This is a genomic window from Blautia sp. AM29-29, from assembly GCF_003480555.1.
In the GTDB taxonomy this organism is placed as follows: Bacteria; Bacillota; Clostridia; order Lachnospirales; family Lachnospiraceae; genus Fusicatenibacter; species Fusicatenibacter saccharivorans.
Genome location: NZ_QUJD01000013.1, coordinates 24,624 through 41,456 on the forward strand (window position 1 = coordinate 24,624; position 16,833 = coordinate 41,456).

General features: G+C 45.0%; 13 protein-coding genes. 2 read left to right on the forward strand and 11 right to left on the reverse strand.

Annotated features, from left to right (window positions below):
* Window positions 1–197: 197 nt before the first annotated feature.
* Entirely contained in the window at window positions 198–2,660 is a 2,463-nt protein-coding gene (locus tag DW769_RS10475; protein ID WP_055222024.1) for a glycogen/starch/alpha-glucan phosphorylase, read from the reverse strand.
* 108 nt (window positions 2,661–2,768) lie between these two features.
* Window positions 2,769–5,888 (reverse strand): isoleucine--tRNA ligase, encoded by a 3,120-nt coding sequence (ileS, locus tag DW769_RS10480; protein WP_118750357.1) that lies wholly within the window; start codon window positions 5,886–5,888, stop codon window positions 2,769–2,771.
* Between the two features lie 490 nt (window positions 5,889–6,378).
* Between ileS and DW769_RS10485 the strand changes: the two genes are divergently transcribed.
* Both DW769_RS10485 and DW769_RS10490 read left to right on the forward strand, forming a co-directional pair.
* Entirely contained in the window at window positions 6,379–7,977 is a 1,599-nt protein-coding gene (locus DW769_RS10485) for an AAA family ATPase (protein ID WP_117510568.1), read from the forward strand.
* A complete protein-coding gene (locus DW769_RS10490) occupies window positions 7,977–9,113 on the forward strand; it encodes a glycerate kinase family protein (protein ID WP_118750358.1) in 1,137 nt (378 codons plus the stop codon). Before DW769_RS10485 ends, DW769_RS10490 begins: the two co-directional genes overlap by 1 nt.
* 107 nt (window positions 9,114–9,220) lie before the next feature.
* Here DW769_RS10490 and DW769_RS10495 read toward each other — a convergent pair whose 3' ends face one another.
* The 9 genes from DW769_RS10495 to DW769_RS10540 all read right to left on the reverse strand — a co-directional run bounded on the left by DW769_RS10495 (window position 9,221) and on the right by DW769_RS10540 (window position 16,833).
* Window positions 9,221–9,667: a GNAT family N-acetyltransferase gene (locus DW769_RS10495; RefSeq protein WP_118750372.1), complete on the reverse strand. Its 447-nt coding sequence runs from the start codon at window positions 9,665–9,667 to the stop codon at window positions 9,221–9,223.
* A gap of 13 nt (window positions 9,668–9,680) precedes the next feature.
* Entirely contained in the window at window positions 9,681–11,369 is a 1,689-nt protein-coding gene (locus tag DW769_RS10500) for an AAA family ATPase (RefSeq protein ID WP_055225796.1), read from the reverse strand.
* A gap of 113 nt (window positions 11,370–11,482) precedes the next feature.
* A complete protein-coding gene (locus tag DW769_RS10505; protein WP_226906354.1) occupies window positions 11,483–12,022 on the reverse strand; it encodes a kinase in 540 nt (179 codons plus the stop codon).
* An 80-nt stretch (window positions 12,023–12,102) separates the two neighbouring features.
* Complete coding sequence (locus tag DW769_RS10515) at window positions 12,103–12,852, reverse strand: nucleoside phosphorylase (protein ID WP_055225800.1); 750 nt, start codon at window positions 12,850–12,852, stop codon at window positions 12,103–12,105.
* Between the two features lie 85 nt (window positions 12,853–12,937).
* Complete coding sequence (locus DW769_RS10520) at window positions 12,938–13,147, reverse strand: hypothetical protein (RefSeq protein WP_330425679.1); 210 nt, start codon at window positions 13,145–13,147, stop codon at window positions 12,938–12,940.
* Between the two features lie 113 nt (window positions 13,148–13,260).
* Window positions 13,261–13,743, reverse strand: coding sequence for a prolyl-tRNA synthetase associated domain-containing protein (locus DW769_RS10525; RefSeq protein ID WP_118750359.1), 483 nt, complete (start codon window positions 13,741–13,743; stop codon window positions 13,261–13,263).
* A gap of 38 nt (window positions 13,744–13,781) precedes the next feature.
* The gene (locus DW769_RS10530; RefSeq protein ID WP_117761360.1) at window positions 13,782–15,368 is read right to left on the reverse strand and encodes an AAA family ATPase; all 1,587 of its coding nucleotides are present in this window, start codon (window positions 15,366–15,368) and stop codon (window positions 13,782–13,784) included.
* Window positions 15,369–15,559: 191 nt separating this feature from the next.
* Window positions 15,560–15,886, reverse strand: a complete 327-nt coding sequence (locus DW769_RS10535; RefSeq protein WP_118750360.1) for a MazG nucleotide pyrophosphohydrolase domain-containing protein — start codon at window positions 15,884–15,886, stop codon at window positions 15,560–15,562.
* Window positions 15,887–16,143: 257 nt separating this feature from the next.
* Window positions 16,144–16,833: a TMEM165/GDT1 family protein gene (locus tag DW769_RS10540; protein ID WP_055225810.1), complete on the reverse strand. Its 690-nt coding sequence runs from the start codon at window positions 16,831–16,833 to the stop codon at window positions 16,144–16,146.

Here is a 16,833-nt window from a genome sequence, read left to right on the forward strand (position 1 = left end):
TCAATACATTTCAGATTGTTTTAGTTCATAGACACGAACAGTGTACCACACTCCCCGTAGAATGTCAAAAGAATGCCTGTTTTGCAGGCATTTTTCGGGATGCAAATCCTTCCAGCGGTCATCAAAAAAAGAACACCCGCCCCTCCGGTTTTTCCCGGAAAAGCAGGTGTCCCCTAACTACTTATATTTGATTCCGATTACTTTCTGACAGTAATCTTATCCAGATGCCAGATATCATCTACATACTGCTGGATGGTACGGTCGGATGTGAATTTGCCGCTGTGTGCGGTATTCAGGATCGCGCTTCTTGCCCATGCAGAAGTATTTCTGTATTTATCCTCAACACGCTCCTGTGCTGCCGCATAGGACTTGAAGTCTGCCAGGGTAAAGTACATATCCGGGCGCGGAGCATTCTTCGGTGTGAGCAGAGAGTCATACAGATCACGGAACATCATGGTGTCGCCGTTTGAGTATCTTCCGCTGATCAGATCCATCACTACGTTGTGGATGTCCTGATCGTGGATGAAGTAGCTCATCGGATCGTAGGTGTAGTTGTTCTCATATTCGATAACCTGATCTGCGGAAAGTCCGAAGATGAAGGCGTTCTCTTTTCCAACTTCCTCAACGATCTCTACGTTTGCACCGTCCATGGTTCCAAGAGTCAGGGCACCGTTCAGCATGAACTTCATGTTACCGGTACCGGAAGCCTCTTTACTTGCGGTGGAAATCTGCTCGGAAACATCGGCAGCGGCAAAGATCAGCTCTGCGTTGCTGACACGATAATCCTCGATAAATACAACTTTGATCTTTCCTTTGATGGTCGGATCGTTATTTACGACATCCCCAACGGAATTAATCAGTTTGATGATTGCTTTTGCACGCTCATAGCCTGCGGAAGCTTTCGCTCCAAAGATGAAGGTTCTTGGGTAGAACGGCATATCCGGGTTCTTTTTCAGACGGTCATACAGGTACATAATATGAAGAATGTTCATAAACTGGCGTTTGTACTCATGCAGACGCTTTACCTGAACGTCAAAAATAGAGTTCGGATCTACATCAATGCCGTTATGCTCTTTGATGTATTTTGCCAGGCGAACTTTATTTTTATATTTGATTTCCATAAATTCCTTCTGTGCCTGGGTGTCATCTGCCAGCTTAGCGATCTTTTCGATCTTCGGCAGATCGGTGATCCAGCCGTCTCCGGCGTACTCGGTTACCCAGTCAGCCAGGAGCGGGTTTCCGTGAAGCAGGAAACGACGCTGTGTGATACCATTCGTCTTATTGTTGAACTTCTCCGGAGTCATCTCGTAGAAGTCTTTTAAGGTCTGTTTTTTCAGAATCTCGGTATGAAGCTGTGCAACACCGTTGACAGAATAGCCGCCTACGATAGCCAGACGGGCCATATGAACCTGTCCGTCGTAGATCACTGCCATCTGGCGGACTTTCTCTTCATCACCCGGGTACTGCTCTCTTACCTGGATCAGGAAGCGGCGGTTGATCTCCTCTACGATCTGATAGATACGCGGAAGAAGTCTGGAGAACAGGTCAACCGGCCATTTCTCGAGTGCCTCTGCCATGATGGTGTGGTTGGTGTATGCGCAGGTCTTTGTGGTGATCTCCCATGCCTCATCCCAGCCAAGGCCTTCCACGTCCATGAGGATTCGCATCAGCTCCGGAACGGCTACGGTCGGGTGAGTATCGTTCAGCTGGAAGGTAACCTTCTCATACAGCTTTGTGATATCATCGTGATGTTTTTTATATTTTGCAACTGCTCTCTGTACGCTTGCAGAAATAAAGAAATACTGCTGTTTCAGACGCAGCTCTTTTCCTTCGTAATGGTTGTCGTTCGGATACAGAACCTCTACGATGGTTTTTGCAAGGTTTTCCTGCTCAACCGCTTTGTGGTAATCACCTTTGTCGAAGGAATCCAGGGAGAAGTCCTGAATAGCCTCTGCATCCCAGATGGTCAGCGTGTTTACAACATCGTTGTCGTATCCTACGATTGGCATATCGTAAGGAATTGCGTTTACAGACTGGTAATCTTTCTGTACGAAGTTTACGCGTCCGGTAGCCTCATCATACTCCTGTGCTACGTATCCGCCAAATTTTACTTCTTTTGCGTATTCCGGGCGTTTCAGCTCGAATGGATAGCCGTGTTTCAGCCAGTTGTCCGGTACTTCTACCTGATAACCGTCGCGGATCTGCTGTTTGAACATACCGTATTTATAACGGATACCGCAGCCGTATGCCGGATATCCCAGTGTAGCCAGGGAATCCAGGAAGCATGCTGCCAGACGGCCAAGACCGCCGTTTCCAAGCGCAGGATCTCTCTCCTGGTCCTCCAGAAGGTTCAGGTTCAGTCCCATCTCATCAAGAGCTTCCTGTACCTGTTTGTATGCAGTCAGGTTAATCAGGTTATTTCCCAGCGCACGTCCCATCAGGAACTCCATGGACATATAGTACAGAATCTTCGGATCCTGCTCATCCATTGCTTTCTGGGTTTTCAGCCAGTTGTCAATAATAACGTCTTTTACTGCGTAGCAGACTGCCTGGTAAATTTCCTGCTGGGAAGCCTCTTCCAGATTTTTTCTGTACAGCATTTTTACGTTTTCTTTGACACTGTTCTTAAAAGTTTCTTTGTTGAACTCGGCGTTTAACATCTGCGTCCTCCTCAATAGCAGTCTGCGAGCGGAGAGCTTGTCTGCATCCCCGCTCGCAGGCTGATTTTTATATTAACGATCGTCGTGGAAACGCATCCAGAAGTATTCTTAGATACGCTCTACTGCCATGGTAACCTTTTCGGAGTTGATATTCCACTCCTTCTCATAGCCCTTTGTCTCTCCAGTCACGATTTCTTCTGCCAGAACTTCAGATTTAATTTCATCACCATGGTTTTTCATGATGCTTACAATCTTGTCGTTGTCTTTTGCATATACTCTGATCTTGTCCATAACCTCAAAGCCGGCCTCTTTACGCATGGTCTGGATTTTACTTACCAGCTCACGAACAAAACCTTCCTCGATCAGTTCCGGAGTCAGATTGGTATCCAGAACAACGGTGATTGTATGGTCGGATTCGGATACATAGCCTTCCATCTGTGCCATGTCAATTAACAAATCCTCCTCTAATAATACAATTTCCTGTCCATCGATGTCAAGTTTAAGTTCGCCGGTGCTCTTCAGCTCTGCCATTGCCTTATTTCCGTCAAGCTCGGACAGTACGGTTTTGATCTTATTCAGAAGTTTTCCGTATTTTGGTCCTACGGTACGCATCTGCGGTTTGAAGCTGTAGCTGATGAAATCTGCGATGTCATCTTTAAATACAACTTCTTTGACATTCAGCTCGTCCTCGATGATCTCTTTGTAGAATTCGGAAAGCTGGAACTCGCTCTTCACGTACATGGTTCCGATCGGCTGACGGTTTTTGATATTGGCAGTATTTCTTGCGGCACGTCCCATAACGACGATCTCCAGCAGGTCTGCCATATCCTCTTCCATCTTCGGATCGATCCAGTTCTCATGTACCTCCGGGAAGTCGCACAGATGGATACTTTCCGGTGCACTTGCATCGATGCTCTTTACGAGGTTCTGATAAATATCCTCTGTCATGAACGGAATCATCGGAGCTGCTGCTTTTGCAACGGTCACCAGTGCGGTGTACAGAGTCATGTAAGCATTGATCTTATCCTGCTCCATGCCTTTTGCCCAGAAACGCTCACGGGAGCGGCGTACATACCAGTTACTCATATCATCCACGAAGGACTGCAGTGCTTTTGCCGCTTCCGGGATACGGTAATTTGCCAGGTTGTCGTCTACTGCTTTTACAGTGGATTCCAGACGGGACAGCAGCCATTTATCCATAACAGCCAGTTTGTCATATTCCAGACTGTATTTTGTTGCATCGAAGTTGTCGATGTTTGCATACAGGACAAAGAACGCGTAGGTGTTCCACAGGGTTCCCATGAACTTTCTCTGTCCTTCGACTACGGTCTTGCCTGCGAAACGGCTCGGCAGCCACGGAGCACTGCTGGTGTAGAAGTACCAGCGGATCGCATCGGCACCGTAGGTCTGCAGTGCGTCAAACGGATCTACCGCATTTCCTTTGGATTTACTCATCTTCTGTCCGTTCTCATCCTGTACCAGACCAAGAACGATAACGTTCTCGTACGGTGCTTTGTTGAACAGCAGAGTGGAAATTGCAAGCAGGGAGTAGAACCATCCACGTGTCTGGTCTACAGCCTCGGAAATAAACTGTGCCGGGAACTGTTTTTCGAAGGTTTCTTTGTTCTCGAATGGATAGTGATGCTGTGCAAACGGCATGGATCCGGAATCGAACCAGCAGTCGATAACCTCCGGTACACGGTGCATCTCTTTACCGCATTTCGGGCACTTGATGGTCACTGCGTCGATGTACGGGCGGTGAAGCTCGATGTCATCCGGGCAGTTGTCTGCTTTTTCTTTCAGCTCTTCGATACTGCCGATGCAGTCCTGATGGCCGCATTCACACTGCCATACCGGAAGCGGAGTTCCCCAGTAACGGTTTCTGGAAAGTCCCCAGTCCTGAACATTTTCCAGCCAGTCGCCAAAGCGTCCTTTTCCGATGCTCTCCGGAATCCAGTTGATGGTGTTGTTGTTGCGGATCAGATCCTCTTTTACTGCAGTCATGCGGATGAACCAGGTCTCGCGCGCATAGTAGATCAGTGGAGTATCACATCTCCAGCAGTGTGGGTAGCTGTGCTCAAACAGCGGTGCATCAAACAGAAGATCTTTGTCTTCAAGTGCCTGCAGAACCGCCATATCTGCTTTCTTGCAGAAGGTGCCCGCCCAAGGAGTTTCCTCGGTCATTTCACCTTTTTCGTTTACGAGCTGTACGAAAGGAAGATCGTATCTGTGGCCGACTTTGGAGTCGTCCTCACCAAATGCAGGGGCGATATGAACAACACCGGTACCATCGGTCAGTGTTACGTAGGTATCGCAGACTACATAGTATGCTTTTTTGTTTCCGATTCTCTTCTCAGCGTACGGGAACAGCGGCTCGTACTCTTTGAACTCGAGATCTTTACCCTGATAATGCTCCAGGATTTCAGCGCCCTCACCGAGAACGGTGTCTACCAGAGCGGCTGCCATATAATAGGTATATCCTTTGCTTGTTACTTTTACATAATCCTCATCCGGGTTGACGCAGAGTGCAACGTTGGACGGAAGGGTCCACGGTGTGGTGGTCCATGCCAGGATGTAAGCGTCCTCGCCTTTTACTTTAAAGCGGACAACGGCTGAACGTTCTTTGACATCTTTGTATCCCTGCGCTACTTCGTGGGAAGAAAGCGGGGTACCGCAGCGCGGGCAGTAAGGAACGATTTTGTGTCCTTCGTACAGAAGACCTTTCTTCCAGATCTCTTTTAATGCCCACCACTCGGACTCGATGTAATCGTTATGATACGTAACGTATGGGTTTTTCATATCAGCCCAGAAGCCAACGGTATGGGAGAAGTCTTCCCACATTCCCTCGTATTTCCATACGCTCTCTTTACACTGCTCGATGAATGGCTCTACGCCGTATTTTTCGATCTGATCTTTTCCGTCCAGACCGAGTTTTTTCTCAACTTCCAGCTCTACCGGCAGTCCGTGGGTATCCCAGCCTGCTTTTCTCGGCACCTGATAACCCTTCATGGTACGGTATCTCGGGATCATATCCTTGATAACACGGGTCTCTACGTGGCCGATGTGCGGTTTTCCGTTTGCGGTCGGCGGTCCGTCATAGAACACGTAGGACGGATTTCCTTCACGCACTTTCATACTTTTTTCGAAGATCTGATTGTCTTCCCAGAACTTCTCAACCTGTTTTTCTCTCTCGACAAAGTTCATGTCGGTTGAAACTTTCTTGTACATGCTTGTACCTCCTGAAACTTAAGTTTCTCGTTTGATTTGCTCGCGTAAAATAAGAAAAAGCTCCCGCCCTGTAATAGGACGAAAGCTGTACTTATCGTAACCACCTGTTACATACTATCATATGCATTTCCTGTAACGGGGAACGGCCGGCAACTTCTTACCACTGCTCTCCGGTTTTCTATATTTTATGCGCCGGGTACGCAGATTCAGAACTGCAACTTGGAAGTGATGTTCACCTGCCGCTACTTGTACCGGACTCCCACCATCCCCGGCTCGCTTTCCACAGACCGTTCACGCGCAGACTACTGTCTTCGTCATCGTTTTTCATGCCTTATTATAACTAGGGGCTGTAAGCGTTGTCAAGAGTGGAAAGCATATTTTATCGGTTCTTTTCCGCGATTTTACGGGATTTTCGGGGGTGTGCGTTGCTATTTGGATGGGGGAATGGTAAAATCGGGGTATAATCAAAAAACGGAAGGGAAGTGAAATCATGGGAAGATTTGTGAATCCGGACAACAGTGCATTTCAGGTTGCTCTCAATTCCGAAATCTATGTGGACAAAACAGGACTTTTATCGTATACCAACAAAGTTCTGGACACCATGCAGGGCTATATCTGCAACAGCCGCCCGCGGCGGTTTGGAAAATCATTTGCTGCAAATATGCTGGCGGCCTATTACAGCAAGGGCTGTGATTCCAGAAAGATGTTTTCTGGCCTTGCGATCAGCCAGACGGCAGACTTTGAGAAGCATCTGAACCAGTACGATGTGATTCATCTGGACATCCAGTGGTTTCTTTCGAATGTCAGCGATCCGGAACAGATTGTGGCCTACATTACAGAATGTACACTGGCCGAGCTGCGTACCATCTATGCAGATCAGCTTCCGCCGGAAGTTTCCACCGTTCCCGACGCTCTGTCCCGGATCAAAGAGGCGACCGGACAGAAATTTGTGATTATTATTGATGAATGGGATGTCCTGATTCGTGATGAGGCCTCCAACCAGAAAATTCAGGATGATTACATTAATTTTCTTCGTGGAATGTTCAAAGGGACGGAACCGACGAAATATATCCAGCTTGCGTTTCTCACGGGTATTCTTCCGATCAAAAAATTGAAAACGCAGTCTGCCTTAAATAATTTTCATCAGTATTCCATGCTGAATCCAGGCCCGCTGGCTTCCTATATTGGATTCACAGAAGATGAAGTTTCCGCTCTCTGTCAGAAATACGGACAAAATTTTGAGGAAGTCAGACGATGGTACGACGGCTATCTGCTTGGAAATTACCATGTATACAATCCAAACGCGGTAACAAGTCTGCTTCTGGATGGGACATTCCAAAGCTATTGGTCGGAGACGAGCACATACGACTCGATGGTTCCTTTTATCAATATGGATTTTGACGGATTGAAAACAGCAATTCTGGAGATGCTTTCCGGCGCCGCAGTTCCTGTCATGGTTACCTCTTTTAAAAATGACATGGTCAGCTTTGTAAATAAAGATGATGTTCTGACGCTGCTGATTCATTTGGGCTATCTTGCCTACAATCAGCAGACACAGATGGCATATATTCCCAACGAAGAAATCCGCCGGGAGTTTCTGACTGCGGTGACTTCCAATCATTGGAATGAACTTTTCGCTTTCCAGCAGGAATCTGCGGATCTTTTAGATGCTACGCTCGATATGGATGAAAATGCTGTCGCTGCCGGAATTGAAAAGGTCCATGAGGAATATACTTCCGTGATTCAGTATCATAATGAAAATTCGCTCAGTTGTGTCCTCACGATTGCTTATTTAAGTACGATGCAATATTACTTCAAACCCATTCGTGAACTTCCGACCGGGCGCGGTTTTTCCGATTTTGTCTTTCTGCCAAAGCCGGAATACCGATACGATTTTCCGGCGCTTGTAGTAGAACTGAAATGGAACAAGAATGCGAAAACGGCACTGGATCAGATTAAAAGACAGCATTACCCGGCTTCCATTGCATCTTATACAGGGGATATTCTGCTGGTTGGTGTTAATTATGATAAGAAGACGAAGGTGCATGAGTGTCGGATTGAAAAATATTTGAAATCAGGAGAAAAATGATGAAAGTTGTGATTGCAATTGATTCTTTTAAAGGAAGCCTTTCCTCTCTGCAGGCTGGAACAGCGGCCGCCACCGGGATTTATCGTGTCGATCCGAAGGTGGAGACGGTTGTGCGCCCGCTTGCCGATGGCGGTGAAGGTACCGTTCAGGCACTGACCGAAGGTCTTGGCGGACGGCTTGTCTCCGTTTCGGTGACCGGTCCTGCCGGAAAGCAGGTTATCTGCCCGTATGGCATCATCGACCGAACGCAGACCGCCATTATCGAGATGTCGGGGGCTGCCGGTATTACGCAGGTACACGGCGATGAGAAAAATCCGCTGTACACCACAACGTACGGTGTCGGTGAGGTTATCTGCGATGCCATCCGCAATGGCTGCCACCGCTTTATCATTGGAATCGGCGGAAGTGCCACAAATGACGGCGGTATTGGTATGCTACAGGCACTCGGTTTCGGACTGCTCGATGCAGAAGGAAAACAGGTTCCTTTTGGTGCTGTCGGACTGGAATCTCTTACCGCGATTACGGCAGATCACGTTCTGCCGGAACTTTCGGAATGCACCTTCCGTATTGCCTGCGATGTAACGAATCCGCTCTGCGGTTCCAACGGCTGCAGCGCCGTTTTCGGACCGCAGAAGGGCGCGGATGCTGTCATGATCAAACGTATGGACACATCGCTTGCCTCCTACGCCGCACTCTGCCGGAAAACATTCCCGAACGTCGACGCGGAATTTCCCGGAACGGGTGCTGCGGGCGGACTTGGATTTGCTTTTCAGACGTTTCTTTCTGCTTCACTGGAACCCGGCATTCAGATCGTACTGGATGAAACCCGACTTCGTGATGATGTAAAAGATGCTGATCTTGTTATCACCGGCGAAGGACGGCTCGACGGACAAACCGTGATGGGAAAAGCGCCGATCGGAGTTGCAAAACTTTCAAAAGAATACTGCAAACCTGTCCTTGCGTTCTCCGGCTGTGTCACAAAGGATGCATCTGCATGCAACGCCGCCGGAATTGATGCCTTTTTCCCGATTCTGCGGAGCGTCGTTTCACTCGAAGAAGCTATGGATGTGAAAAATGCGGCAGAAAATATGACCGATACGGTAGAACAGGCTTTTCGGCTATTTTTGCTTCAGTAAAGCGGATATTCGCAATCCGCTTCGCTACTTACTTGATTCGATTAAAATACAAGACCGTTTTCTCCTGCTTTAATTTTTACAGGAAGAACAGAAAACACGCCGCGCTCTCATCGTCTTAATTCCATCAGATATTCTGTCGTTCCTGCTTCCAGCTGTTTCGTTCCTGTCCACTGAAATCCGTGGCGGTTGTAAAACACAATGGCACGCGTGTTTTTCTCCAATGCCCATAGATGGTCTGCGTCAAACTTTTCAATTGCAAAGGTAATCAGCCCGTGGCCGACTCCGTTGTTCTGCAGACATGGATCTACGTATAGTTTACAGATTTCGGTTCCGTTGATTTCTGTAAAACCTCTTATAATTCCATCATCGTAGACATAGATGCGGTTTAAGATTTCTTCTTTCTTAAAGTACTGGTCGATCATCGGAACTACCTGCATTTCACCGAAGGAATAGGCCTCCTCGTGAAAAATCGGGAAATAATTGATTCGGTTGTTGAACACGAAAATTTCCGCAATTCTGGACAGGTCTTTCAGTTCTGCTTTTCTGATTTTCATATTTTCTCTCATTTTAATTTCCAATCAACACTTTCTTCCCCCGAAACGCAAATCCATAATACCTGATCCGCTCCTTTGCGATTCCTCTGGCAAGCAATTCTGTGTCATACTGTTTTTCCTGAATCTGACGAAGTGCATGCTCCACCGTCTCTTCCAGCGACTTTTCTTTTGATGTGTTCTGAACCTTAAATTCCATTACGATCGCATCCAGGTTTTCTTTCAATGGCTCCATTACTACGTCATACCTTCCGAATCCACTTTCTCTGTTGGAAGTGATTCTGTATTTTCCGGCCAGATCAACAATCAGCCCAAGGACAAATCCATGGTAAAATCTTTCTGGTTCGAGTTCCTCTGATGGTTTTCCGCCCGTGTCGAAACTGCTGAATGTCTGAAGTGCTACCTGATTCATAAACTGGTTCATATAATCCAGATCTCCGGCAAGCAGAGCATCTTTAAAATTGCCATATGCAGAATCTTCTTCTGTAAACCAGTCCTCTATCATTTGTTCAAACATCAGCATTGTCTCATGATTTGTCACTTTCAAATCATACTGGCGCTTTCCTGTTCGGTTATCCATTTCGTACCGATCCACTTTCAGATATCCGCTCGCAAGCATAAGACTCCAGATGGCTCCCCGCTTTCTGCCAAGCTGTTCAAAAATAACCTGCTCATCCAATTCTGTGCAGATCACTCTGCCGTTTAATAAATCTTCCATTTCCGTCTTGATCTTTGCAGGACTTCGACGGATCAGATTGGAGATCAGCATATTTCCGCTGGTGTCTGCCCAGTACGTTCCATATTCTCCCGTGTCCAGATATTTTGTAATGGACCACGGATTGTAAATATCCTTCCGTTTTCCAAAGGAAAATCCATCATACCAATAGCGGACGGTTCCTTTTTCATCGGACAGCCCATTTTCCTCCAGCGCATGAAAGACTTCTTCTTCTGTAAAGCCAAACGAGCCGCTGTACTTTTCCGATGTTGTTGTTACAACTTCAAGATTATTCAGATCGGAAAAGATAGATTCTTTACTGACTCTTGTTATTCCTGTCAGCAGTCCCCGTTCCATATAGGGATTCGTTTTGAATGTGGAATTGAACAGGCTTCTGATAAACGCAGTAAGATTCTCCCAATACCCATGAATATACGATTCCTGCAAAGGAGTATCATACTCATCCAGAAGAATAATCACCTTTTTTCCGTAATAGCGGCTCAGATAATCGGACAGATAATTGACAGCTACTGCTGCCGCATCATCCGACATATTTTCTTCAACGGAATCAAAATAGGCGCGGTCTTTTTCATTTAATACTTTGCTGGATTTGACAAATTCAAAAGTACTATATAATTTTACCAGCTTACGAATTACCGCTCTTCTTGCAGTCTCATATGTGGTTGCCTTGATATCTGCAAAGCTGAGGGAAATCACCGGATACGTTCCCTGCAGCTTACGAAATCTTTCCTCTTTCCAGATGACAAGGTCTTCAAAATATTTGCTGCATTCGGAATGATTTACGGAAAAGAAATATTCGACCATACTCATATTCAGGGTCTTGCCGAATCTTCTTGGGCGTGTGATCAGAGTAACACTGTCCTGATTGTCCCACCATTCCCTGATAAAATCCGTCTTATCGATATAAAAACAGTTATTCTTTCTGATGGATATAAAATCCTGATTTCCAATGGAAATTACTGATTTCATGGGTCTGCTCCTTCCTAAATCCTTTACCACCGACAGGCTTGCAAAAATTTATTTCTGTTTCTATTTTATCATATTTCTCTGGCAGAACAAAGATCATTCCCTGTCCGAAGCAATTATTTTCCATTGGATATTATGTTTTGACAGATGTCACGAACTATGCTTTCTCTGTCCTGATCCGCCGTTATTCTGGTTTCATACAGAACGGATGTATAATCTTTTTCGTTCCACCATCTCTGCATATCTTCTGCACTGAAATCATTGCAGTTCGGCTTTGTTTTGTGGCGCTTCACGGTCTCCTCGAAGGGGATGTCGAAGTAATATGCGTATATATTTTTTCCATATAAAGCTACTGCCAGCTCAAATAATGCACGATACCATTCCGCATTCAGTATTCCTTCCAGAATAACAATCTCGCTGTGTTTTCTTCCATATCGCAGAAGTTCTTCCAGAAGAGGCAGCGCCTTTGTATTTTCTCCGTCTTTGACTTTGAGCATATCTCTTCGGATAACATCCTGCGAGATCAGCATTGTATTATTTCCGAACACTTGCTGTAATTCCTTTGCAATAGTTGTTTTTCCACTGCCGGAATTTCCTCTTAAAATGATTAATTTATTCGTCCGTAAGCAATCGCCCATTGTCATTCCATTCTCCATACATAATTCCCGCTTTCGTATTATCTAAAAGTTTCTGCAAACGGCTCTGAAATATTTCTTTTTCCTCAAACATTGTAATTTTATACACTTTTCGCTATCTGCAGCGCCAGAAACAGCTTGTCCAGATCGTGGTTAGCGGCAGATAATCCATCCGTTTCATAGTTTCCTTCGATCAGCACATCTCCCGCAACAAGAAAATCATACAGTTCAAATCCATAAAAATCACTGATCGCCTGAACGCCTGCGAGTTCCATTTCCACGGCAATGCATCCTTCTTCTTTTCGTTTTCTTACAAGATTTACCGTTTCCCGAAGCATACTGTCTGTCGTCCATACGCGCCCCTGAACGTATGGCAGTTTCCTTTCTTTGAAAAATTCCGCCAGTTTGTCCGTGTTTTTTATTTTTATGTAGTCCTGCGGTTCTGCAAAATAATAGGACAGTCCTTCTCCCCGGTATGCCTCCGTTGGGAGAATAAACTTTCCATCGGTTGCTTCTTTGTCCAGACTGCCGCACGAGCCAAACATGATAAAGACGGATGCTCCTGTTAAATGATTGACTTCGGCAATCGTTCCTGCTGCAAGAGCGGAACCAATTGGTGTCAGGTAGAAAGCAATCGTTTCTTCCTCATATGGCAGAGTCCAAACCGGTATATTTCCATTGCATGCTCTTACTTCTGCAATCTGTCGGCATGGGAATTTTTCAAGCATGTATTCATATATTACTTTTGAAAAAATTACCATACATTTTTTTACCAGATGCTGCTTCTCCCCATAAAAATTCTCCAGCTTTACAATCGGCTCGCTGTTGATATCATAAGAATCAATAATCATTCTGTTTCCTCCATAAATTTTATTTATCTTTACCAAAAAGTCCCATATCCACCACCCTTACTGCGCAGACATGAGACTTCCGTTTTTATTTTTGCATTACTTCAATAACACATTCATGTTTCTTCGTTTTTTTATTATAATTGATACCGGCAAGCATTGGAACCACAGAATCTTTCAGGCCATCCATATCCATTTGAATATAAATTTTTAAGGCCTCATACGTTTCCGTCTGGTTCCAATAGGTTCCGAATTTGTGGCGCAGCATGGCTTCTACCACAGATTTCGGGCTATACATGGAATAAATTTCGTCTCCAGTCTGCCGATGCGTAATCAACTGATAACCATCGTACCACGTTTTTTTTGTTTGTGAACTTTTCTTTTTTCAGACTTTTCAGCAATACCTTTCGATTATATACATGCGTATTCCACAGTATTTCCATGCTTCTGAATTATTTTCATTAAATCATCAGCCTGCATCCAAACGGTTGCTGTATTATCATTTGGATGAACACCAATTTTATTTCCGACAGATTCCACGTCCATGAAGACTTGAACTCTGTGTTCGGCATCGTTTAGAATACCAAGCGGCGTAACGGCACCGGGTATCAGTTTCATAATATCAAATAATTCCTCCGCAGATGCAAAAGAAAGTGCACGCAGACCACGTTGCCTGCGAAACGCTTTCAAATCTACTCGCTTGTTCCCTTTCATCGTTATCAAATAATAATTACGTTTTTTATCGTCGCGAACAAATAAATTTTTAGCGCCCCACTCTGGATACGGCAAATCAACAGCATCTGCTTCTTCCATATTGAAAACTGCCTTATGTTCCGTAATTTCATACGCTATATTTTGCCTTTTTAAATAATGATATATCTCTATCTTATCCATACTCTTTTATCTCTGTAAACTGAAATTGAAATATGCCCTTATTTTTCATACTTTTCAATCCGGCATTCATGTTCTTTTGTTTTTTCATTGTAGTTAATTCCCACCAGCAAAAGCTCCCCTGCATAACATGCAACAGACTCCGGATATTTTCTGTCTCTGATCTGATCTAATGCTGCTCTGACGCTTTTGTCCCATTTCAGTTCCACAACAAGCGCCGGGTAATAATTCTGAAACTCCGGCTTTGGAATAAACACAAAGTCTGCAAATCCACGACCCGCGGGAAATTCGCGGATTGGTTTGAAATAGTATTGCATGGAACTCAAATAGGCAATGGACAGAACACTGCTGAGTGAGTTTTCATTGTTATACTGAATCACAGAAGTATATTCCCTGTGAATTTTTTCAATTTCTTTTGCTACTGCGTTTCCATTCATCTGAATTGTATCTTTCAGAAGCTGCTCTGATTCTTTTTGAAATACAATCAACTCATTCCATTTTTTCCTTTTCGTTGCCAGAATCAATTCCTGACGGATTTCCTCATTCGGAATAAAAGCAGTTCTAAATGTCCGGTCATAGGCCAGATATCCAAGGTGAATCAGATACGTCAGCACATCGTCTTTATTGGCGAAGCTAACGGTATCGTTCTGAAAAGAGGTAACATCAACCGGAACATGATCTCCTGAAAGCATTTCGATTACGGCACTTTTCAGGCCATCAAAATCCATATTGATCAGCGGAACAATCGCCTCATAGGATGCGGTTCCGGACCAGTAGCTCTGGAATTCGCCTTCGAGCATCAGGTTCACAACGGCATTTGGATTGTATACATGATATTTCCCAATCTGATAACCGTCGTACCATCGTTTGACTTCTTCAAACTTCTGACCATATACTTCACATAGTTTTTGAACTTCTGTTTCTGTAAAACCTACATATGGTGCAATCGGCCCGGCATGCAGCATCGAATAATCTTTGAAATTGTTCAGCGCCGACTGTGTCTTTTCTTTTTTTACAGGCAAAATACCTGTCAGATATGCCAGTTGAATATATTTTGTCGGCTCCGTCCCTTTGAACATCGCCCGCAGAAAATTGATATATTCTTCCTGTGTTTTGAGATCCGCCGCCTCGTCACGAATCAGAACATCCCATTCGTCTATAATCACAATAAATTTTGTCCCGGATGCCGCGTTGATCCGCGACAGCGCCTCCGGCAGTGACCGGATTTCTTCTGGAAGTATATGGGGATAATATTCTTTTAACTCCGAAATCGTTTTTTCTGAGATATAAGAAACAATCCGCTCCGGTCCGCCTGCCGGTTCCATACACCATTGGATATCCCAGTGGAGCACATCATACTGATTCAGATGTTTTTCAAAATCCTTTGCCCTGCTGATTTCCAGCCCGGAAAACATTTCTTTCGAACTGCAGCCCTTGCTGTAATACGCGGTGAGCATGTTTGCCGTAATTGATTTTCCAAACCGCCGCGGGCGGCTGTTGCAGATATATCCCTGCAGAGTGTTCATGACTTTATTCGTATAAGTCAGCAGTCCTGTTTTATCAACATAAATCTCAGAATTTAATGCAACCGCAAATGCTTCATTTCCCGGATTCAGATAACTACCCATGCAAATTCCTCCCGTCAAAAGTTTATATCATATATTATACTTAATTCCCCTGACTATCACAAGGACAGGATTTCCCTGTCCATCTTCAATTACTTGCGTAAATTCGATGAACGCGTTTTATATCCCCATAGCTAAAGCTAAGGGTTTTACGACGCATTGGATAATTTTATGTTCCAACGGCATTCATACCTCTACCACCGCTTCATATTCTTCTCAAATTTCTCCGTATACGCCGCTTTTAATTCCTCCGCCGTAATTCCATAGCAAAGCATGACGTCGTTGTAATACATCAGAACATCCGCCATTTCCTCCACGAGGTGTTTTCTCAGATCTTCTTTCTCTACCGCATCTGCCGCCCCGTTCTTTTTCACGATATCGATCACTTCGCCGACTTCCCCAATCATCCAAAGCAATTTATTCTGTCCTGTTGCCGGGCAGATGGGTTCCCATTTTTGTTTGTATTTTTCCTGCAGTGCTTTCTGCATTTCCTGCATCTCGTTCATACCAAAATCAGACATGCTGTTTTCCTCCATACTCGTAAATAATCATTTGAAAATATTGTAACTATTCAGAGCCATGCGAAATGGAAGAAAAATCGCGAATCATGTTTACATGAATGAGCTATTTTTCTGGAATTTCATATGGCGAGATGGGACTCTGAATAGTTACAAAATATTATACCCTATAAATGCTTCAATGGTAAACTTTCATTTTGCCGCATAAAAAATACGCGCCGCATTTCTCATCAAAATCATGAGTATGCGGCACGCAGTTTTTATTTTGCTTTTTTCTTCTCTCTTTTCACAAAAAGACAGACACATGCAACAACAAAAACAGCCGTTGCAGCGATCAGTACCGGCCATACCGGCAGTGGACAGACGCTTGCGCTGATCAGTTTCAGTCCCTGGTAAAGTGTGTATACACCGAAAATTGAAAAGATGACAAACGCCAGTGTATTCAGCAGCCCATCCGGTGTCTTGCTCTTTAAGAGATAGCCGACCAGCATTCCGAGAATATCCGCTGCGAACAGTCCGAGAGAACATCCGATCCATACAACGAATGCGGATCCCATACCTTCATTTGCACCAAAGGTGATTGCGGTAAGCTGTGTTTTGTCTCCGAGCTCTGCTACGAAGAACGTACAGAAAACGGCGAGCGGTGCGAACCGAATTTTGGATTTGCCGCCTTCTTCCTCTTCCTCGTCATCATCACCGGAAATGGTGGATGCTGCGAAGTAAAGAAATGCGAGTGCTGCAATCGTCTTAATCAGCCAGTCCGGAATGAATTCGCTGACGAGGCCGCCTGCGAGAACCGCCATTCCATTCAGTACCAGAATCGCGGCTGCGGTTCCCAGGATAATGTCTTTCAGCTTGTACTTCGAAGTAAGCGCAATCAGCATGAGCTGCGTCTTATCGCCCATCTCTGCGATGAACTCGGTAAGAAACACCTTTAGAAATAACACCAT

Coding starts and splice junctions, on each gene's coding strand:
- DW769_RS10505 (WP_226906354.1), bottom strand. CDS start 12,022: ATGGAGAATGGAATGACAATGGGCGATTGCTTACGGACGAATAAATTA.
- DW769_RS10500 (WP_055225796.1), bottom strand. CDS start 11,369: ATGAAATCAGTAATTTCCATTGGAAATCAGGATTTTATATCCATCAGA.
- DW769_RS10520 (WP_330425679.1), bottom strand. CDS start 13,147: ATGTATAGCCCGAAATCTGTGGTAGAAGCCATGCTGCGCCACAAATTC.
- DW769_RS10515 (WP_055225800.1), bottom strand. CDS start 12,852: ATGATTATTGATTCTTATGATATCAACAGCGAGCCGATTGTAAAGCTG.
- DW769_RS10525 (WP_118750359.1), bottom strand. CDS start 13,743: ATGGATAAGATAGAGATATATCATTATTTAAAAAGGCAAAATATAGCG.
- DW769_RS10475 (WP_055222024.1), bottom strand. CDS start 2,660: ATGTTAAACGCCGAGTTCAACAAAGAAACTTTTAAGAACAGTGTCAAA.
- DW769_RS10530 (WP_117761360.1), bottom strand. CDS start 15,368: ATGGGTAGTTATCTGAATCCGGGAAATGAAGCATTTGCGGTTGCATTA.
- DW769_RS10485 (WP_117510568.1), top strand. CDS start 6,379: ATGGGAAGATTTGTGAATCCGGACAACAGTGCATTTCAGGTTGCTCTC.
- DW769_RS10540 (WP_055225810.1), bottom strand. CDS start 16,833: ATGGTGTTATTTCTAAAGGTGTTTCTTACCGAGTTCATCGCAGAGATG.
- DW769_RS10535 (WP_118750360.1), bottom strand. CDS start 15,886: ATGTCTGATTTTGGTATGAACGAGATGCAGGAAATGCAGAAAGCACTG.
- ileS (WP_118750357.1), bottom strand. CDS start 5,888: ATGTACAAGAAAGTTTCAACCGACATGAACTTTGTCGAGAGAGAAAAA.
- DW769_RS10490 (WP_118750358.1), top strand. CDS start 7,977: ATGAAAGTTGTGATTGCAATTGATTCTTTTAAAGGAAGCCTTTCCTCT.
- DW769_RS10495 (WP_118750372.1), bottom strand. CDS start 9,667: ATGAAAATCAGAAAAGCAGAACTGAAAGACCTGTCCAGAATTGCGGAA.